The organism is Kitasatospora purpeofusca (assembly GCF_000718025.1).
Lineage (GTDB): Bacteria > Actinomycetota > Actinomycetes > Streptomycetales > Streptomycetaceae > Kitasatospora > Kitasatospora purpeofusca.
The window spans coordinates 59,970-79,748 of sequence record NZ_JODS01000016.1; the positions used below are offsets into that span (position 1 = coordinate 59,970).

The following is a 19,779-nucleotide window of genomic DNA, read 5'->3' on the forward strand; positions in this document are numbered from 1 at the left end:
GTCCGGCCGTTGTGCGCCGTGGGGACGGGGGATGTGCGCTGGGGGCGAAGTCGGCGTCCTCTCCGCTGGAAGGGTTGGTCGTGTTCCCGATCAGCTCTCACAGGAGTCAACTCGTGCACATCCACACCGCAGTGGGCCGGCGGCTCGTCGCCCTCCTCCTCGCGCTCGGTCTGGCGCTCGGCCTGTCGCAGGCGGCGTCGGCGCCGGCCGCGCACGCCGATCCCAGCGGTTCGATCACCAAGTTCGACTGGGACATCGGCGACCTCGAATGGGGCGGCGAGGCCGCGCACTCGAACTACTGGTACGCCATCGACCAGCTCCACCGGATCAGCGGCCACGACATCCCCAACCACCCCGAGGTCGCCTCCCAGCTCGACGAGACGACGCTGCTGCCGACCCGCCTGGTCGAAGCCCGCATCCTCACGCACGGGCAGTACCGCGGATCGCTCTACTGGTGGGCGGACAACCTCTACTTCGCCGGCTTCTACCAGCCGGCGTACGACAACCACCCGGGCACCCACTACGGTTTCCCGGACGTCTGGCCCACCGAGTTCCAGCAGGTCACCCACAGCGTCAACTTCCAGCGCCTGCCCTGGGACGGCAACTACTCGCGGCTGCCCGGCGGCGGCACGGGCGAGCGGGCCGGGCGGGCCATCGGCTACGCCAACCTCACCAACGCCCTCACCAGCATCGCGACCGCGGCCACCCGCCTCCAGCGCGACTCGAACGGCTTCGCCCGCGAGATGGTGACGATCATCCAGGCGACCTCCGAGGCGGCCCGTTTCGGTCGCATCTTCGACAACGTCCGGGGCAACATCCGCAACTACACCTCGAACGCCATGGGCCCGGAGAACGTCGACCTCCAGCAGCACTGGGACGACGCCTCGACGTTCGTGTACCGGCGGCTGAGCGGCCAGACGCCGACGTTCAGCATCAGCGGCCGGACGTTCCAGACGCTGGCGGCCTTCCTCGCCTACGTCGGCTACATGGAGCTCCACGCCAAGGTGCCCCGCTGATCGGGGGATTCCACGGCCTCCCCCTGGGCCGAGGCCGGCCCGGGGGAGCCAGGTGACCACGCCGTACCGCCGTGCTCCGCCGCACCGGTGCACCGGTGCACCCGTGGGCAAGCCCGGTGCAGCCAGGGAGCACTCGGGACCCGGCCGGCTGGCTACCGTCGGCCCTGTCCGCAGCCACTCCGGCAGACCGCGGCAGACCGCGGCAGACCCCGGCGCCGGTCCCGCCGCGCCCCGGCGGCCGGGACCGGCACGACCCGGACCGCACCTCTCCTCCACCCCATCGGAACAGGGACCATGACGACCAGTGAGAGTTCCCCGGCCGGAGCGCCGGACGGCCGGCGCTTCGAGCCCGATCTGCGCGGCATGACCCGGATCAACCTGCGGCCGATCGCGTCGCCGATGCCGCTCGGGTTCTACACGGTCGGGATCGCCTCGGTGATGGTCGGCTGCTTCCAGCTCGGCGTCTTCGAGGACGGCGCCCGGCGGGCGGTGGGCCTGGCGATCCTGCCCGCGTTCGTCCTGCAACTGGTGGTGGCGGTGTTCGCCCTCGGTGCCCGGGACGTCCTGGCGGCCACCCTGATGGCCTGCTTCTCCGGTCTCTGGCTGGCGAGTTCGCTCGTCCTGGTGGTGGATCCGGTCGGCGGGACCCGCGTCCTGGGCGTGCTGAACGCCACCTTCGCGCTGTTCGCCCTGATGATGGCGGCGGTCGCGGGCCGCAAGCGGGCGCTCTGGCTGGTGCTGTGCACCGCGGTGCCCCGGTTCGCGGTGGCCGCGCTCTCCAACCTGACCGGCCTCGCCCCGCTGGGCACCCTCTCCGGCGCGCTCGGGCTGCTGCTCGCGGCCGTGGCCCTCTACACGGCGTTCGCGCTGATGCTGGAGGACATGAGGGGCGAGGAGGTCCTGCCGATCGGCCGCAGCGGTCCCGCCCACCACGCGGTGGAGGGCGGCCTGACGGTCCAGCTGCGCGACCTCGAACGCCAGGCCGGCGTCCGCCGAACCCTCTGAACTCCTCCTGAAAGCGACGATCATGGCTGACTCCATGCCCGTCGGCGGCACTGTGCCCGCTGCCGGTCCGCCCCAGCACCCCGCCGACCTCGTCCTGCGCAACGCCAAGATCCACACCGGCGACCGGGCCCGGCCCGAGGCCTCCGCGCTCGCCGTCCGCGACGGCCGCGTCCTCGCCCTCGGGGACGAGCACGCCGTCGCGGCCCACATCGGACCGGACACCCGGGTGGTCGACGCTCTGGGCCGGCGGGTCGTGCCCGGCCTCAACGACTCCCATCTGCACGTCATCCGCGGCGGGTTGAACTACGTGCTGGAACTGCGCTGGGACGGTGTGCGCTCGCTGCGCCAGGGCCTCGCGATGCTCCGCGAGCAGGCCGCCCGTACCCCGAAGGGCCAGTGGATCCGGGTGGTCGGCGGGTGGACGGCCGAGCAGTTCGCCGAACGCCGGCTGCCCACCCCGGCGGAGCTCAACGCCGTCGCGCCGGACACCCCGGTCTTCGTCCTGCACCTCTACCAGTCGGCGGTCCTGAACCGGGCCGCCGTGCGCGCGGCCGGATTCACCCGCGACACCCCTGATCCGCGTGGCGGCCAGATCGTCCGGGGCCGGGACGGCGAACCCAACGGTGTCCTGCTGGCCGCGCCCGGCGCGCTCGTGCTGTACTCGACCCTGGCGAAGGCGCCCGCGCTGGACGAGGCGGACCGCAAGACCTCCACCGTGCACTTCCTGCGCGAGCTGAACCGCTTCGGCCTCACCTCGGCGGTGGACGCCGCCGGCGGCTTCCAGAACTTCCCCGACAACTACGCCACCGTCGTCGAGCTCGCCCGCGAAGGACGACTCACGCTGCGCATCGCCTATCACCTGTTCCCGCAGACGGCCGGACAGGAGCTCGACGACCTGCGTCGCTGGGTCGAGACGGTCCGCCCGGACGAGGGCGACGAGTGGCTGCGGCTGAACGGCGCGGGGGAGAACCTCACCTGGGCCGCCGCCGACTTCGAGAACTTCAGCGAGCCCCGTCCCGAGCTGGAGGCCGGCTACGAGGGCCGGTTCGAGCAGGCCGTGCGGCTGCTGATGGAGCACGGCTGGGGCTTCCGGCTGCACGCGACGTACGACGAGACGATCCGGCGCGACCTCGCGGTCTTCGAGAAGCTCGCCGCGGACGGGCTCTTCCCGGCCGGCAACCGCTGGCTGTTCGACCACGCCGAGACCGTTTCCCCGCACAGTCTGGAGCGGATCGCCGCCCTCGGCGGTGCGATCAGCGTGCAGAACCGGATGTCCTTCCAGGGGTCGGCGTTCGTCGACCGCTACGGTGCCGAGGCCGCCGCCCGGACCCCTCCGGTGACCGAGATGCTGGCGCTCGGCCTGCCGGTCGCGGCCGGCACGGACGCCACCCGGGTCTCCTCCTACAACCCCTGGGTGGCCCTGCACTGGCTGGTGACCGGGCGGACCGTCGGCGGTCGGGCGCTCTACCCGCCGCAGCGGCTGCTCTCCCGGGAGGGCGCGCTGGAGCTGTACACCCGCGGCGGCGCCCGGATCACCGGCGAGGAGGAGGTGAAGGGGCTGCTGAAGGAGGGCTTCCTCGCGGACTTCGCGGTGCTCTCCCACGACTACTTCACCGTCCCGGCGGAGGACATCCCGCACATCGAGGCCGTACTCACCGTGGTGGGCGGCCGGCTCGTCCACGCGGTGGCCGAGTACGAGGGCCTGGACGAGGCGGCGCCGCCGATCAGCCCCGCCTGGAGCCCGGTCGCCCGCTTCGGCGGCTACCAGGCCTCCCTGCCGCCGTCGGCCTCCGGAGCCCGGCAGGCCGACCGCGTGGCCGAGGTGGCGGCCGGCTCCGACGAGCAGTACCGGTGGCGGCTCGCCCGCGGGCTCGAACCCGCCGGCCCGGCCGGGTTCGTCGACCCCTGCTACGGGGGCTGACCTGCCGTCCGTCCGACACCGCTCGACCGACAGACCGAACCTGACCGACCGACCTGACCGACAGACCGAACCCGATCGTCCTCTCCCAAGGAGTTGACCGTGACCGACCTCGCCTTCGACCTCGCCGACGTCTCCGCCCGGCCCAGCCCGGACCTCATCTCGCCCGACAACGCGCTGATGCTGTTCGTCGACCACCAGCCGCAGATGTTCTTCGGCGCCGCGAGCGCGGACCGGGCCGGGGTCATCAACGCTACCGTCGGTCTGGCCAAGGCCGCCCGGGTCTTCGACGTGCCGGTGGTGCTCTCCACCGTCGCGGCCGAGTCCTTCTCCGGTCCGATACTCCCGCAACTGCGCGCCGTCTTCCCGAAGCACGAGATCGTGGACCGCACCTCGATGAACGCCTGGGAGGACGCCGCGCTGGTCGAGGCCGTCAAGGCCACCGGCCGTCGCAAGATCGTGCTCTCCGGCCTCTGGACCGAGGTCTGCCTGGTTCTGCCGGCGCTGTCCGCGCTAGCCCAGGGGTACCAGGTGTACGTGGTCGCCGACGCCTCCGCCGGTGTCACTCCGGCCGCGCACGAGCACGCCCTCCAGCGCATGACCGCCGCCGGCGCGGTGACGGTCACCTGGCTCCAGGTACTGCTGGAGCTCCAGCGCGACTGGGCCCGCACCGAGACCTATGCGGACACCCTGGACGTGGTCAAGGAGCACGGCGGCGCGTACGGGATGGGCGTGGTCTACGCGCAGTCCATGATCTCCCCGCACGCCGCGGGCTGAGCGGGAGAAGGAACGTGACCATGGACACCGGTCTGCTCGTTCTCCGCCTGGTCACCGGGCTGCTGATCGCCGGCCACGGCATCCAGAAGGTCAGCTTCCGGCTCGACGGCAGCGGCCTGGCCGGCGGCACGGAGGAGTTCCGGCACGACGGCTTCCGCGGGGGGACCCTCACCGCCCTCGCGGCCGGGGCAGGCCAGATCGGCTCGGGCCTGCTGCTGGCGGCCGGTGCGCTGACCCCGCTCGCGGCGGCCGGCGCGGCCGGGGTGATGACGGTCGCCCTGACCGTGAAGTGGCCGCACGGTCTCTGGGTGCAGAAGGACGGCTACGAGTACCCGCTCGTGCTGATCGTCGTCGCCACCGTACTCGCGCTCACCGGGCCCGGCCGCTACTCCGTCGACCAGGCCCTGGGCCTGGCGCCCTGGGCCGCTTGGTGGGTGGCGGTCACCCTGCTCGGCGGCGTCGGCAGCGGACTCGCCGTCCGCGTCCTGCTGCACCGCCCCGAGCCGGTGGCCCCCAGCCGCTGAGACCGGCTCCGTCTCCTCCCACCTCCAACGGCCCGCCCACCGCACGCGGCGGGACCACCTACTCCGGCCCGGCCCACCGGGCCCGGCCGTACCACCGACACCGAAAGGCACACCATGCCCTACATCACGCTCTCCGACGGTTCGCAGAAGTTCTTCAAGGACTGGGGCACCGGTCGTCCGGTCGTCCTCTCGCACGGTTGGCCGCTGAACGCCGACGCGTGGGACAGCCTCGCCGTCGCCGTCGCCGAGGCCGGCTACCGGGTCGTCGCCCACGACCGGCGCGGGCACGGCCGCTCCGAGCAGACCTGGGACGGCAACCACATGGACCAGTACGCGGACGACCTGGCCGAGCTGCTGGAGCAGCTCGACCTCACGGACGCCGTCCTGGTCGGCCACTCCACCGGTGGCGGCGAGGTGGCCCGCTACCTCGGCCGCCACGGCAGCGACCGGGTGCGCAAGGCCGTGCTGCTGGGCGCCGTGCCGCCGCTGATGCTGCGGACCGGGGCGAACCCGGAGGGCACCCCGATCGAGGCCTTCGACGACATCCGGGCCGGCGTCGCCGCCGACCGGTCGCAGTTCTACTACGACCTCAGCGAGGCCTTCTTCGGCTTCGACCGGCCCGGCGCCGAGGTCTCCGAGGGCAAGCGCCGCGAGTTCTGGCTCCAGGGCATGCAGGCCGGCCTCAAGGGTGCCCTGGACTGCATCGAGGCGTTCTCGGAGACCGACTTCACCGAGGACCTCCAGAAGATCGACATCCCGGTCCTGGTCGCCCACGGTGACGACGACCAGATCGTCCCGATCGCCGCTTCCGCCGAGAAGGCCGTGAAGCTGCTCTCCCAGGGCGTGCTCAAGGTCTACCCGGGTGCCCCGCACGGCCTGGTCGGCGCCTACGAGGCCGCGTTCACCAAGGACCTGCTGGAGTTCGTCGGCGCCTGACCCGCGCCGGTCGCGACCTCCCGCTCCCGACCCGAACCCGCGCGGGTCGCGACCTGCCGCTCCCGACCCGAGTCCGGACGATCCGGCCTGGCGGTTCCACCGGTGCATCGTCCACGCACCACTGCGGAACCGCCCGCCCCACGGGCCCCTCACCTGCGCCGACGCGCAGCCGAGGGGCCCGTGGGCGTCTCCGCCCCGGGCACGCGCACGGCTGACAGGCGGTTAGCCTTGACCCTGCCCGGCGACGGGTCGCCGTCGGGCGACCCGGCCTGCCGGCTGCCGCGCGCCAGCGTGGGCAGAACGATCTGCGGACCCCCTCCGGGCGGCCGCCGGCCCCGGGGGAGCGACGGTGTGGGAGAGGTGCGACCCGCACCTGATCGGTCGCCGGCGGGAGACGGACCTGCTGGACGCGGCACTCGCCGGGGCGGCCGACGGCGCGGGCGGTTCGGCCGTGCTGGTGCGGGGCGAACCCGGCGTCGGCAAGAGCACACTGCTGGAGCGGACGGCCCGCGAGGCGCGTGAGCGCGGGTTCACCGTCCTGCGGGCGGTCGGCGCCGAGGCGGAGACCGACTTCGCGTTCGGGGCGCTGCACCAGGCACTCTGGGCCCCGTTGAGCGACTCCCGCACGCTCTCGGCCCATCAGCGGGAGGCACTCGAAAGCGCCCTGGGCATCCAGGCCGGCGCGGCGCCGAGCGGGTTCGCCGTCGGCGCCGCCGCGCTGGCCCTGCTGGCCGAGCTGTCGCAGGGCGGGCCGCTCCTGCTGCTGCTGGACGACCTGCACTGGATCGACTCCTCCAGCGCCACGGTGTTCGCGTTCGTGCGCCGGCGCTGCGCCGAACTGCCGCTGGTGATCGTCGGCGCGAGCCGGCCCGGTGGCCCGGTGGCCCAGTCGTGGTCGGCCGAGCCCATCGAGGTACGGGCGCTCTCCGAGCCGGACGCCGCCCTGCTGCTGCACCGGAACCACCCGCAGCTGGCGGAGACCGCCGCCCGGCGGGTCCTGCGGGAGGCGGCCGGCAACCCGCTGGCGCTGGTCGAGCTGCCGCGCCAGCTGGCCGCGGAGCAGCAGCGGGGTGTTGTCCCGCTGCCGGACCGCCTGCCGCTGGGACGCCGGTTGGAGCGGATGTTCGCCGGGCGGCTCGCCGCGGTGACCCCGGCGGCCGGGCGACTGCTGCTGCTGGCGGCCCTGGCCGCCGGGCCGGACTCCTCGGGCGGGGTCTGGCTGCGGGCCGTCGCCGGAGCGGACGCGCGGGAGGCCCTGGAGCAGGTCGAGGCCAGTGGCCTGGCCCGGCTGGACGCGGCCGGGCGGCTGGTCTTCCGTCACCCGCTGGTGCGTACGGCGGTGATCTCGGCGGCCTCGCCGGCCGCCCGGCGCGAGGCCCACCGCGCGCTCGCCGACTGCCTGGCGCCGGAGGACCCGCAGCGACTGGTCCACGAGGCGTCGGCGGCGCTGTTCCCGGACGCGGACCTGGCCCGCCGCCTCCAGGAGGCCGGCAGCCGGCTGGCCCGCCGGGGCGGCGACGCGGAAGGGGCACTGCTGCTCGACCGCGCCGCCGCACTCAGCGCCGACGCGGACGAGCGCGCCCGGCGGCTCACCTGGGCGGCCGTGATGGCGGCCCGCGGCGGGCAACTGCGCTACACCGCGGCCCTGGTGGAGGAGCTGAAGAGCCGGCCGGTGCCGCCGGACATCGCCCCGCTGTTCGCCTACGCGGTGGTCTACGTCGACCAGAGCCACCGGATCGACTTCGAGTCGGCGGCCGCGCTGCTGCCCGCGGCCCTGGACAAGCTGACCGCCCCCGGCGCCGAGCCCTTCGACGGGCTGGCCGAGCAGGTCTTCTTCAAACTGCTGCTCACCGCGACCCACACCGGTGACCCGAGGGCCTGGCAGGCACTGGACCGCCACCGTGCTCACGTCTCCGAGCCCGGCCGGCTCTGCCACCGGGCCTGGCTCGACCCGGCCCGAACCGCCCGCGGGGTGGCCCGGGAGCTGGGCGCGGTGGTCGACCGGATGAGCGAGGCACAGGAGGCGGGCGCGGCCTGGCTGCTGCTCTGGACCGCCTCGGCGGTCGACGTGGCCGACGGGGACCTGTGGCGGCGCTTCACCGGCCTGCACGGCTACGCCACCCAGGGCTCGGTCGCGAAGGCCAAGTGCTACCAGGACTTCCTGCGCGGCCGCTGGGACCGCGCGGCCGTCTGCCTGCGCGAGGCCGAGGCGGCGGAGGAACTCGGCTACCACTGCAACGCGCTGCTGTTCCGGCACTACCACGCGCACTTCCTCGCCGGCCGCGGCGACGAGGCGGGGCTGGCGGCCGCGGCGGGGCTGATCCGGCCGGTGGCGGCCCGCGCCGGGATGAGGTCCGTGCTGGACCGGCTGACCCATCTGGAGGGCCTGGCCGCTCTGGCGCACGGGCGCTACGAGGAGGCGTACACACACTTCACCGGGCTGACCCCGGCCGGGCGACTGCCCGGCGGCCTGCCCTGGTTCCACCAGCTGGCCTTCGACCTGGCCGAGGCCGCGGCGCACACCGGTCGGCGCGGCGAGGTCCGCGCCCTCGTCGCCGCGGGGTCGGCCGAACGGCCCGGGGAGATCTCCGGCCACCACGCCTTCCTGTTCGCCGCGGCGGCCGCCCTGACGGCCGAGGACGACACGGCCGACGACGCCTACCGCGCCGCGTACCGGACACCGGGCGCCGAGCAGTGGGTCTTCGAACTCGCCCGGCTGCGGCTGGCCCACGGCTCGTGGCTGCGCCGACGCCACCGGGCCGAGACCCGCGAAATGCTCCGCGCGGCGCACCGGGCCTTCCGGCGGCTCCAGGCGGAGCCGTGGGCGCTGCGCTGCGAGGAGGAGCTGCGCGCCGCCGGCGGCCCGCTCGCCCCGGAGCCGCACCGGGCGACCGAGGCGCTGACCGGCCAGGAGCTGCGCATCGCCCGGCTCGCCGCGTCGGGCCTGAGCAACAAGGAGATCGGCCACCGGCTCGGGCTCTCGCACCGCACCGTCGCGGCGCACCTGTACAAGGTCTTCCCCAAGCTCGGCATCGCCTCGCGGGCGGCACTCACCCGCGCCCTGGAGGGCCACTGACGCCGAGGGGCCGGACGCGTGCCCGCCCGCTGCCGCCTCCGGCCCGGCGCCGCCCACTGTGCTCCTGGTGCACTCCGTCGTGCCTCACGGCGCACGGCCCCCCGCACCCGGCGGAGCGACAGTCAGATGACCTAGGCGACCCCGCACTCCCCGGAGCAGGCTGGTCGTGCGGGGCTTCGGCCGCGCATGTCGAGAGAAAGGGGCTGCCCGGTGAACCTGCGGGTCACGACAGCTGCGGTGCCGGACGCGGAGAAGGCGGTGCACTGGGGTCGGGCGGTGTCGTCCGCCCTGGCGCCGGTGGAGGTGGTGCCGCTCGCCGACGGCCCGTTCGACGGCCGGCTGGACTCGCACCGGCTGGGCTGCCTGCGGGTCTCCACACTGGAGGCGGACGCGACGCGGCTCTCCCGGACACCGGGCCTGATCGCGCGCGCACCCGAGGCGGAGGCCCAGGTGGCGGTGGGCGTCCAGGTGTCCGGTCGTGCCGTGCTGACCCAGGACGGCCGCAGGGCCGAGATGGCGGCCGGCGACCTCGTGCTGTACGACCTCGCGCGGCCCTACTCCGTGGACTACCCGCAGCGCTTCCGCTCCCACGTGTTCCACCTGCCGCACCGGCTGCTCGGTGTGCCGGAGGCCGAGATCCGTCGGGTGACCGGGTACGCCGTCACCTCGCAGGAGAGCCTCGGGGCCGTGCTGCTCCCGTTCCTCGACACCCTCGCCGACGCCGCGCCCAGCTACCCGCCGGCCGTCGGTGACCTGCTGGCCGGCAGCGTCGCCGATCTCGTCGTCACCCTCGTCGCCGAACTGGCCGGCCGGCCGACCGCCGCCCCGGACGACGCGAACGCCCACCTCGTCCGGGCGGTCCGTGCCCATGTCGACCGCCGTCTCGGCGACCCCGGGCTGACCCCGCAGAGCATCGCCGACGCCCACCGCATCTCGGTGCGGTACCTGCACCGGCTCTTCGAGGGCGAGGGGGTGACGGTGGGCCGGCTGATCCAGCGTCGCCGACTGGAGGAGTGCGCCCGGGAGCTCGGCCGGCGGGGCCGCACCGCGCCGACGGTCTCGGCGGTCGCCCAGCGCTGGGGGTTCGTCAACCCCGCGCACTTCAGCCGGGCCTTCCGGGCCGCGTACGGCACGTCCCCGCGCGAGTGGCGGGCACGGCGCGCCGACGAGGCCTGACGGCGGCGAGCGAGCCGGGACGGCCGTGCGCGGTGGGGCCGATTCCGGTTCCCTCTCGGCACTGTTCCGCGGCGGCCGCTGCCTAGCGTGGCGAGGAGCGCCCAGGCGCTTCGGCCCCCGGGCACGGTCACGGTACCCCCGGCCCGTGGCCGTGCCCGGGAGCGCCGCGGTCACCGCCCGCCGCAGGAGACGAGCGGATTCCGGCCCGACCGGCCACTACGCCAGGAGCGCACCCGTGTCCGACAGCACCACCTCCGACAGCCGGGGCCCGGTCCTGGACGGCGGCCTCGGGGAGTTCCTCGCCACCCGCGCCCGCCGCCCGGACGCGGCGAGCGGGGAGAGCGCGCCCCTGGATCTCTCCTTCCTGGCCGGACCGCACCCGTCGGACGCTCACCAGGACACGGTCGCCGGCTGGCTGGCGCTGCCGACTCCGGCCGGTCACGTCCGGATCCAGGTGATCCGGCCGGTCGACGCTGCCCGGCCGACCCCGGTCGTCCTCTTCCTGCACGGCCTCGGCTGGGTGCTGGGCGACGCCGACAGCTACCGCCACCTGCTGCGCGAGTTCGCCGTGGGTGCCGACGCCGCCGTGGTCTTCGTCGACTACGGACGGCCGCCCGCCGCCCGGTTCCCGGTCGCCGTCGAGCAGTGCTACGCCGTGGCGTGCTGGATCGCCGAGCACGGGCACGAGATCGGGCTCGACGGGAGCCGCATCGCCGCGGCCGGGGACTCGGCGGGCGCCAACCTGGTCGCGGCCCTGACCCTGCTCCTGCGCCGGCGCGGCGGAGCCCGGCTGCTCCACCAGGTACTGCTCTGCCCGGTCACCGACGCGGACTTCGACACCCCGTCCTACCGTGACTTCGCCGAGGGCTACTTCCTGCACCGGGCGGACATGCGCCGCTACTGGGACGCCTACCTGCCCGACCCGGCCGACCGCACGCAGCCCGCCGCCGCGCCGCTGCGCGCCCGCCCGGACGAACTCACCGGCCTGCCACCGGCCTTGGTGATCACCGCGGAGGCGGACGTCCTGCGGGACGAGGGCGAGGCCTACGCGGCCCGGCTGCGGTCGGCCGGAGTACCGGTCGTGTCCACCCGCTACCAGGGCGTCGTGCACGGCTTCGTGCTGCTCGACTCCCACTGCCGCACGGCCTCGGCCCGCGCCGCCCTCGTCCAGGCCGTGGACACCCTGCACCTCGCCCTGCACCGCCACCCCTGGTAGCGGGCGCAGCCGCTCGCCCGCCGGCCTCGGCCACCCGGCGGGCGACGGGCACGCGTGTCCTCCCGGGTGCGCCCAACGGCGGGACCTTCGCGTCCGCCGAAGAGGCCGACACCGGACCGGCCGCCTTCCCTGCTCGACAGCCGTGGGGCCGACGCGCCCGCAACGGCGGCGGAGGCGCAGTTCCTCCCGGGGTTCCTCCCGAAGTTCCTCCTGTTGTTCTTCCTGGTCACGCGCAGCCCGGCACGGTGGGATGAGTGGGCGGGCCTGAGCGGCTCGCCGGCAGGCCGGGGCGACGGCCCGGGCACCTGGCCGGTGCTGCCCCGCGCCCGACCCTCACCCCATGTCAGAACGCGGCCCTCCCGGGCACCACCCGGCGGCCACCGCAGGAGCACCGATGCCTGTCCTCACCCTCGCCCCACCGTCACCCGGCGCGGCGCCCGCCCCGTCGGCCGCGCGGCAGCCGACCTCACCCCGGGCCGTCCCCCATGTCGCGAGCGTCGCCGGTCACCGGCTCGGCCCGCTGCAGATCTCCACGATCGTGGCCGGACCAGGGCCGGCCGCGCTCGGCCGCAACGTCGTGCTGTGCGGCCGGGAGGAACACGTCACCCTGGTGCTGCCCCACCGGGGCACGGCCGCCATGCTCCTCGACGGCAGCCGGCTGTCGCTGCGGCCGGGCGCGTTCGCGGTCGCCCGGGCCGGCCGCCCGGTGGTCCTGGAGGTGTCGGAGGACTTCTCCGGCACGGCCTTCCACTGGCCCCGGGAGGCCGCCGCCGGGCTGACCGAGGACGATCTGCTGGAGCTGTCCGGGAGGGCCTTCGGGACGGACACCGGGACGGCCGCGCTGGTGGCCGCCTATCTGGGGCGGCTGGCCCGGCCGGTGGTCTCGCTGGACCCGCAGCTGACCGCCCGGCTCGTCACCACGGCCCAGGACCTGCTCACCGTCCTCGCCCACGAACACCGGCGGCGGGCGGCCCGACCGGTGCCCGAGGAGGTGCGCGCCACGATCGCCAGGACGAAGGAGTACATCCTGCGGCGGCTCGGCGACCCCGCTCTCACCCCGGAGGGGATCGCGGCCGCCCATCACTTCTCGGTGCGCTACCTCCACAAGCTCTACCAGTACGAGGGTGTCACCGTGGGCCGCTGGATCCAGCGTCGGCGCCTGGAGATGTGCCGGCGCGAGCTGGCCCGGCCGTCGGCCCGGCCGGCCACGGTGGCGGGTGTCGCCAAGCGCTGGGGGTTCGTGAGCACCAGCCACTTCAGCCGGGTGTTCCGGGCCGCCTACGGAGTCACTCCGAGCGAATGGCAGGCAGGCTCCCGGGAGCCGGACACCTGGCCCGCCGTGCCGGGCCCGGTCGGGCCGATCGGTGCGACCCGGCCCGGGACGGTGGCCTGACCCGGCGCCGGCCGCGGTGCTGCGGGACCGCCCGGAAGGTGCTGTTCGGGCCGGGCCGACCGCCGGGTTCCGTTCGGGCCGAGCCGGTCGGGTCAGTCCCCGGCCGCCGCCAGCTCGGTCAGCAGGGCGGTCGCCTCGGCCAGCCGGGCCGGGTCCCCGGCGGTCTCGGCGAACGCCCGGGCCTCCCGCGCGGCCCCGACGGCGCGCTCCGGTTCCCCGAGCTCCGCCAGGGCCCGCGCCTGGCCGAGCCCGGCGATGGCCTGGAGCAGCGGCACCCCGACCCGGGCGCCCGTCCGGCGTGCGTCGGCGTAGGTGTGCTCGGCTTCCCGCGGCCGGCCGAGCGCCAGCAGCGCCCGTCCCTTCTGGGCGAGCGCGTTCGTCCGGGTGAAGTCGCCGATGTGCGCGGCGGGCGCGGTGGCCGGGTCGGCGAGCAGGTCGAGGATGGCGTCGGTGGTGGCCACCGCGTCCCCGTGGCTGCCCGTGCGGGCCTGGGCGGAGGCCAGGGCCAGCAGCGCCTGCGGGTGGCCCTCGCGGTCGCCCGCCGTCGCGAACAGCTCCGCCGCCCGCCGGGCCCGGCGGACCGCCTCGTCCGGCTCGCCCAGCCGGACGGCGGCGGCCGCCGCGTAGAAGTGCGCCCACGCCTCCTGGGTGACATCCCCGGCCCGGCGGGCGAGCTCGGCCGCCTGCTCCGCGATCGCCGACGACTCGCGGGGTTGGTGAGAGCAGTAGTGCACCGCCCAGGCCAGGTAGTTGGCGTGGGTCGCCGCCAGGACGTCGTCGCCCAGCGCGTGGGCTGCCGTCCGGGACAGCCCGAAGACCGTGGGCCAGTGGCCCCAGTGGGTCCAGCGGTCGGAGAACCAGTGCATGGACTCCGCGGTCCGCACCACCTCGGCATGGCGGCCGGCCGCGGCCGCGGAGCGCAGCGCGGCCAGCCAGTTGGCGCTCTCGGCCTCCAGCCAGGCCTGCGCGGCCCGCGCCGAGCCGAACCCGCCGGCCGACGTCGCCCCGTCGGTCGTTGCCGGGGCGGACGCCGCCGCGCCGGATGGCGAGGGGCCGGGCTGGAACCACTGGCCGGCGGCCGCCGCCGTGTCGAGCAGCCAACGGTGCAGCGCGGCCTCGGCGGCGGCGCGCTCCTGGGAGCTCTCCTCCTCCTGGAACCGCTCGCGGGCGTAGAGCCGCAATAGGTCGTGGAACAGCAACCGGTCGGTGGCGGTGTGGCCGAGCAGGCCCAGGTCGAGGAGCTCGTCGAGCATCTCCTCGACGAGGTCCGGGCCCAGGCCGGTGAGGGCGGCGCCCGCCCCCGGGCCGAAGTCCGGCCCCGGGACGAGCGCCAGCCGGCGGAAGAGGCGTCGCACCGGCTCGGCGAGCTGTTCGTAGGAGAGCCGGAACGCCGAGCGGATGCGCAGGTCCCCCGCGGTCAGGCGCTGGAGGCGCAGATCCTCGTCCCCGAGTCGCTCGGCGAAGCCGCGCGCGCTCCACGCGGGCCGGCTCAGCAGCCGGTTGCCCGCGATGCGCAGTGCCAGCGGCAGGTGTCCGCACAGCTCGGCGATCCGCGTGAGCACCGCCGGGTCGGAGCCGTCCGTACCGGCTGCCGCCTCCTCCTCTTCCTCGCGTTGCGCGAGGATCGCGCCGAGGAGCGCGGTGGCGGCGCCGACGGGCAGCGGCGCCAGGACGAGCCGCCGCGCGTGCTCGATCCCGGCGAGCGTGCGGCGGCTGGTCACCCAGAGCCTGCTCGACCCCGGGCCGGGCAACAGGGCGCGGACCTGCTCCTCGTGGGCGGCGTTGTCGAGGACGACGAGGGCCTCCCGTTCCCGCATCAGGCGCCGGTAGAGCACCCGGCGCTCGTCCGTCTCGGCCGGCAGGTCGCGTTCGCGCACGCCCAGAGCCCGCAGCAGGCGCGCCAGGGCGTCGTGCGGCACGACGGGTTCGGCGTCCAGACCGCGCAGGTCGACGAAGAAGCAGCCGTCCGCGAACCGGCCGCCCAGCTGCGCCCCGGCGTGCACCACCAGGGCGGTCTTGCCCAGACCGGGCGCGCCGGAGACGATCGAGACCGGTGGGCCCGTCCGGCCGGTGACGCTCCGCCCGAGCCAGGCGGTCTCGGTCTCGCGGCCGGTGAAGTCGGGTACCGCGGGCGGCAGGTCGCAGAGTCCGGGTGCGGCGGCGGTCTGCTGGCGCCGCCGGCCCGCGCGGGCGGCGCCCGCCAGTTCCTCGGTGGCGGCCCGGGTGAGCCCCAGGGCGACGGCGAGGGCCTGGACGGTGCGGGCCTGGGGACCGCGGCTGTGGCCGCGCTCCATGTCGCCGATGGCGCGGGCGCTCACGCCCGACTCCTCCGCCAGCTCCTCCAGGGTCAACCCGGCGTCGTGGCGGTGCGCGCGCAGCAGCGGTCCCAGAGCCGACGGCTCGGGCTGGCTCATTCGACCCCCCGATTGGTGAGGGGCCATCATACCGGATAGTGGCCCTGACCTGCGAAGACCTGGTCTTTCGGCCGTTCGCACGTGAGTCGGGCCCGTCGGCCGGCGATCAGTTGTCGCCGGGGCGGGTTACGGTGAAGTGGGCGCCGCCTTCGGGGCCGTGGCCCCGGAGGGTGATGGTGGCGCCGAGGCGTCCGGTGAGCCGCTGGGCGACGGCGGCGGCGTCGACCAGGCGGCGGGCGATCCGCCGGGACCGGCACGGGGCCGGCGACGCACACGCCGCCGGCCCCGTCGAAACGCTCCACCCGTCCGGAGGAGTAGTCCGCGCCGGCAGCCGACGTCCTCGTCCTGCCGGTCGGAGCTTCGCGGCGGGGCGAGGACCTCCGCCGCGAACCCCTCCGACTCCTCACCTGGGGAGACCGGGCATCCGAGGCGGTACCGGCGCCGAACCGCCGATCACCGTCCCTGGCCGGCCCGCACAGCGCCGCGCAAAGGACTACTACTTGGTGGGAACGTAGTCGAAGCGGGGCGTGAGGGTGCCGAACGTCGAGTCGGTCTCGAGGGCGTTGCCGAAGAACTTCGCGGTCAGTGCGGCGGCGTCCTCCGTGACATGGAACGGCACCTTGTCCAGGGTGAAACCGGTGAGGGTGGGCCGGCCGTTGGCGAGTACCTCGGCCGGGGTGGTGTAGGCGATCAGCGTCTCCTTGCTGACCTCCTCGGCGTTCGCCTTGACCCCGGCCGAGTAGCCGGGCTGGGGCATCAACCGGATCCAGGTGGCCTGCAGCTCGACGACGGTGCCGCTGCTCTCCTGGGTGAGCGTCATGCCGCCCGGGTAGTAGATCCGGCCCTTGTCGTCCAGGTGGTCACCGGCGGCGGAGCCGATCGGCATGTCGAATCCGTAGCCGTCCGCGTCCAGGGTGAACGGTGCGATCGCGCCCAGCTTGATGCCGTTGGCGTCCAGCCATGACTTGGTGGTCTCGCTGACCCGGACGCTGGCGCTGCCCCAGGGCGAGATGTAGAGCCCGGGATCCCGCTGGGCCGCCCGGAAGGTCGGCGCGACGGCCTGCGCGGACGGCGCGAGGGCGATCGGGGCGGCCAGCGCGAGGGTGGTGGCGGCGATGGCGAGTTTGCGGAGGATACGCACGGTGGAACTCCAAGGAGGGGCTGGGCGGGCGGCGGAGAACGCCGGAGTAGAGGCCGAGCGGGCCGAGCCGGGGAACCGGTCGGCGCCGATCAGTGGAAGTGCTCGAAGGCTAGCGGTCGGCAGCGGCGATCCGTGCACGCATCACTCCCGAAGACACTGCCCCCGGCAGAAGTTGGGCCGGACGGGGGAACTGCACGACTCGCCCGCCGGAGTCGGCGGATGTCGGGCACGAGAAGATCCACTCGGGCCTAGGGTTGCCCTGGCCGTGCGCGCAGCGGGCCACCTCTCGCTGTCCAATGCCTCTTCTCCCGAAGGTACTTGGGCAGGCCATCCCGCGATTTCTGGAGCCGCGATGTCCGCCGGTGCCCACCGCCCGAGTCGCCGAGCCTTTCTCGGCAGTACCGTCACCCTCCTGACCGCCGCCTCGCTGGGCGGCCCGCTGCTCGGCCGCAGTCAGGCCGGCGGGCACTTCGACTCGCCCGCCGTGCTGGCCGACGGGCAGACGAACCTCACCGACGTGTACGCCTTCACCAGCCCGGACGACCACGACCGGGTGACCCTCGTGGTCGATGTCCAGCCCGGCCAGCTCCCGGGCTCCGGTCCGCTGAACTACCCCTTCGCCACCCGGGCCAGGTACGAGCTGCACGTCGACGGCCGGGGCACCGGACGGCCGGACACCACCTATCGGTGGACCTTCCGGAACGAGGACCGGCGGCCGTTCGGCACCGGACCGGTCGCGATCGGCCCCGTGCGCTCGCTCCAGGACAGCACGCTGCTGTTCAAGCAGCGCTACACCCTGGAGCGCATCAGGGACGGCCGGACCGAGACGCTGATCTCCGACGGCACCGCCGCGCCCACCCACACCGGCCTGGCCCTGATGCCCGACTACGGGGCGCTGCGCAGCGAGGCCACCCTCACTCTGCCGGGCGGCGGCCGGACCCTGGCGGGCCAGATCGCCGAGCCGTTCGTCGCCGACAGCCGGGTGTTCGGGCTCTTCACGGCCGGCACCGTCGGACCGGTGCCCGGCGCACTGCCCGCCGCCGGACCGCTCTCGGCGCTCAATGTCAGTGCCCTCGTGCTTCAGCTTCCCAAGCGCGAACTCGCCCTGAACGGCGACCCGGAGCGCAATCCGGTGGCCGGCGTCTGGGCCACCGTCTCCCGTGAGAGTGCCGACCTCTCCAAGGACCTCCGGACCCAGGCGGCGAGCTTTCGGCAGGTCGCCCGGCTGGGCAACCCGCACATCGTGTTCGCGCTCTGGGGCACCTTCGCCGGGCTCTCCAGGCCGGGCGGGCCGGAGGACCGGTTCAACGCCCGTCCGGCCGACCTCGACGCGCAGGACGAGGAGTTCCTTGCCGCGGGGCTCGACCCCGCACCGCCGCGCCGGATCGAGGCGGCCCAGGGATTCGCCGCCCCGGCCGGACCGCGCACCGACATCCGGGCGCTGTTCCTCAGCGGCTTCGGCAAGGACAACGGATCGCGCTTCGGCATCGACCTGAACACCCAGGCGATGAACGCGGACGCCGACCCGGCCGCCCTGCGCTGGGCCGACCAACTGCGGCTCAACCTCACCACCCCGGTGAGCTCCGCCCCCCATCCGTACGGCGTGCTGGAGCGGGACCTCCAGGGCTACCCCAACGGGCGGCGGCTGAACGACGAGATCGACGTACCGCTGCTGCGGATGCTCGAGGGCGAGCCCTCCGAGCGCTCGGCGGCGCACCTGCTTCCGCCGCCCTCCTTCGACTGGCAGCCCAAGCCGGCCTCCGACACCTTCCCGTACGTCAACCTGCCGCACGCGGGCCCGTGATCCGTCTCCCGGAGCCGGCCGGAGCGATCGGCCGCGGACTTCTGGTGCTGGTCTGCGCGGCCGGACTGCTGGCCGTCGGGTCGAGCGGTCCGGTCCGGCGCCCGGCCGGCGTCGCGGTGCTGCTCCCGCCGCCGTCGGCCGACCCGCTCGCCGCTGCCCGGCAGGTTGCCGGGCAGCGGCCGACGGACGCCACCGCCTGGGCCGAGCTGGGCATCGCCGCGGTGGACCGGGCCAGGTCCACTCTGGACGGCGGGCTGCTGGACGAGGCCGACCGCGCACTGACCCGCTCCCTCGTCCTGCGCCCCGAGCGCAACCACGAGGCACTGGTCGGCTCCGGCATGCTCGCCAACGCCCGTCACGAGTTCGACACCGCACGGGGGTTCGGACAGCGGGCGACCACGATGGCCCCCGACCGGGCCGCCGGATACGCGGTGCTGGCCGACGCGGAGCTCCAGCTCGGCCACCTGACCGCCGCCACCGCCGCCACCCAGCGTCTGCTGGACCTGGCTCCCACCACGGCCGCCTACACCCGGGCCTCGTACGACCTGGAGACGCACGGACGGACGGCGGAGGCGGTGATGGCGCTGGAGCGGGCCCTCGAGCTGGCGGTCACTCCGGGCGAACGGGCTTTCAGCGCGCACCGGCTGGGCGATCTGAACTGGGAGCAGGGCCGGCCGGAGGCGGCCGAGCAGTACTACCGGCAGGCGCTCGCGACGCAGCCCGACGACCACTTCGCGGCCTTCGGGCTGGCCCGGTCCGCCGCCGCGCTCGGCCGGACCGACGAGGCGCTGGGCCGGTACGCGGACCTGGTAGCCCGGATGCCGCAACCGCAGTTCCTGCTGGAGTACGCCGAGTTGCTGCTCGCCACGGGCCACCGGGGCGACGCCGAAGCGCAGTTCGCCACGCTGGGCGCCGAGGTCCGGCTCGCGACCGGGCCGGTCGACCTCCAGCTGGCCCGCTACCTGGCCGACCACGGCGAACCGGCCGAGGCGGTCCGGCTGCTGACCGAGGAGTGGCAGCGGCGGCAGAGCCCGCTGGTGGCGGAGGAGCTGGCCTGGGCCCTGCACCGTGCGGGGCGGGACGAGGAGGCGCTGCCGCATGCCCGGTTCGCGGCCACGCCGGGCGGCGCCGGGGCACTCGGCGCATACCGCCGCGGCGTGATCGAGCAGGCCCTCGGACTTCCTGGCGCGGCCGAGCTGCTCAACGAGGCGCTGAGTCGCAACCCGTACTTCTCGCCCCGGTATGCCGCGCACGCACGGGAACTTCTGCGGGCCGACCGCACTGGAGCGGCTCCACACCACTAGAGGCTCGATGCCAAGGGCTCGCTGACGCGTACGACACGGGGCGGGCCCGATGGAGTTCGGCGCCGGCGCGTCGTCGGTC

Annotated in this window: 14 protein-coding genes; 12 read left to right on the forward strand and 2 right to left on the reverse strand. The window is 74.9% G+C overall.

Going from position 1 to position 19,779, the window contains the following annotated elements; all coding sequences use genetic code 11:
- Positions 1–113 precede the first annotated feature (113 nt).
- The 10 genes from IF01_RS0122550 to IF01_RS0122595 all read left to right on the forward strand — a co-directional run bounded on the left by IF01_RS0122550 (position 114) and on the right by IF01_RS0122595 (position 13,037).
- Complete coding sequence (locus IF01_RS0122550; protein WP_030395311.1) at positions 114–1,016, forward strand: ribosome-inactivating family protein; 903 nt, start codon at positions 114–116, stop codon at positions 1,014–1,016.
- 294 nt (positions 1,017–1,310) lie between these two features.
- Positions 1,311–2,021, forward strand: coding sequence for a GPR1/FUN34/YaaH family transporter (locus tag IF01_RS0122555; RefSeq protein ID WP_030395312.1), 711 nt, complete (start codon positions 1,311–1,313; stop codon positions 2,019–2,021).
- Between the two features lie 22 nt (positions 2,022–2,043).
- Positions 2,044–3,942 (forward strand): amidohydrolase, encoded by a 1,899-nt coding sequence (locus IF01_RS0122560; RefSeq protein ID WP_030395313.1) that lies wholly within the window; start codon positions 2,044–2,046, stop codon positions 3,940–3,942.
- A gap of 99 nt (positions 3,943–4,041) precedes the next feature.
- Positions 4,042–4,716 (forward strand): hydrolase, encoded by a 675-nt coding sequence (locus IF01_RS0122565; protein WP_030395314.1) that lies wholly within the window; start codon positions 4,042–4,044, stop codon positions 4,714–4,716.
- A 20-nt stretch (positions 4,717–4,736) separates the two neighbouring features.
- Positions 4,737–5,240 carry a DoxX family protein gene (locus tag IF01_RS0122570; protein ID WP_030395315.1) on the forward strand — a complete coding sequence of 168 codons (504 nt, stop codon included), beginning with the start codon at positions 4,737–4,739 and terminating at the stop codon, positions 5,238–5,240.
- Between the two features lie 114 nt (positions 5,241–5,354).
- Positions 5,355–6,176, forward strand: a complete 822-nt coding sequence (locus tag IF01_RS0122575; RefSeq protein WP_030395316.1) for an alpha/beta fold hydrolase — start codon at positions 5,355–5,357, stop codon at positions 6,174–6,176.
- Between the two features lie 349 nt (positions 6,177–6,525).
- On the forward strand, positions 6,526–9,252 hold the full coding sequence (locus tag IF01_RS0122580; RefSeq protein ID WP_030395317.1) for a helix-turn-helix transcriptional regulator: 2,727 nt from the start codon (positions 6,526–6,528) through the stop codon (positions 9,250–9,252).
- Between the two features lie 210 nt (positions 9,253–9,462).
- Positions 9,463–10,428, forward strand: coding sequence for an AraC-like ligand-binding domain-containing protein (locus IF01_RS0122585; protein ID WP_030395318.1), 966 nt, complete (start codon positions 9,463–9,465; stop codon positions 10,426–10,428).
- Positions 10,429–10,663: 235 nt separating this feature from the next.
- On the forward strand, positions 10,664–11,644 hold the full coding sequence (locus IF01_RS0122590; RefSeq protein WP_030395319.1) for an alpha/beta hydrolase: 981 nt from the start codon (positions 10,664–10,666) through the stop codon (positions 11,642–11,644).
- 394 nt (positions 11,645–12,038) lie between these two features.
- Positions 12,039–13,037 (forward strand): helix-turn-helix domain-containing protein, encoded by a 999-nt coding sequence (locus tag IF01_RS0122595; protein WP_051755951.1) that lies wholly within the window; start codon positions 12,039–12,041, stop codon positions 13,035–13,037.
- 92 nt (positions 13,038–13,129) lie between these two features.
- On the opposite strand, the gene IF01_RS0122600 is transcribed toward IF01_RS0122595, so the two are convergent.
- Both IF01_RS0122600 and IF01_RS0122605 read right to left on the reverse strand, forming a co-directional pair.
- Complete coding sequence (locus IF01_RS0122600) at positions 13,130–15,451, reverse strand: ATP-binding protein (protein ID WP_051755954.1); 2,322 nt, start codon at positions 15,449–15,451, stop codon at positions 13,130–13,132.
- Between the two features lie 496 nt (positions 15,452–15,947).
- Complete coding sequence (locus IF01_RS0122605) at positions 15,948–16,592, reverse strand: hypothetical protein (protein WP_030395322.1); 645 nt, start codon at positions 16,590–16,592, stop codon at positions 15,948–15,950.
- A gap of 352 nt (positions 16,593–16,944) precedes the next feature.
- On the opposite strand from IF01_RS0122605, the gene IF01_RS0122610 reads away from it, so the two are divergent.
- Together IF01_RS0122610 and IF01_RS0122615 are read left to right on the forward strand one after the other, a co-directional pair.
- Positions 16,945–18,396, forward strand: coding sequence for a DUF4331 domain-containing protein (locus IF01_RS0122610; RefSeq protein ID WP_030395323.1), 1,452 nt, complete (start codon positions 16,945–16,947; stop codon positions 18,394–18,396).
- On the forward strand, positions 18,393–19,700 hold the full coding sequence (locus IF01_RS0122615; RefSeq protein ID WP_030395324.1) for a tetratricopeptide repeat protein: 1,308 nt from the start codon (positions 18,393–18,395) through the stop codon (positions 19,698–19,700). The genes IF01_RS0122610 and IF01_RS0122615 overlap by 4 nt, the downstream gene beginning before the upstream one ends.
- Positions 19,701–19,779 lie beyond the last annotated feature (79 nt).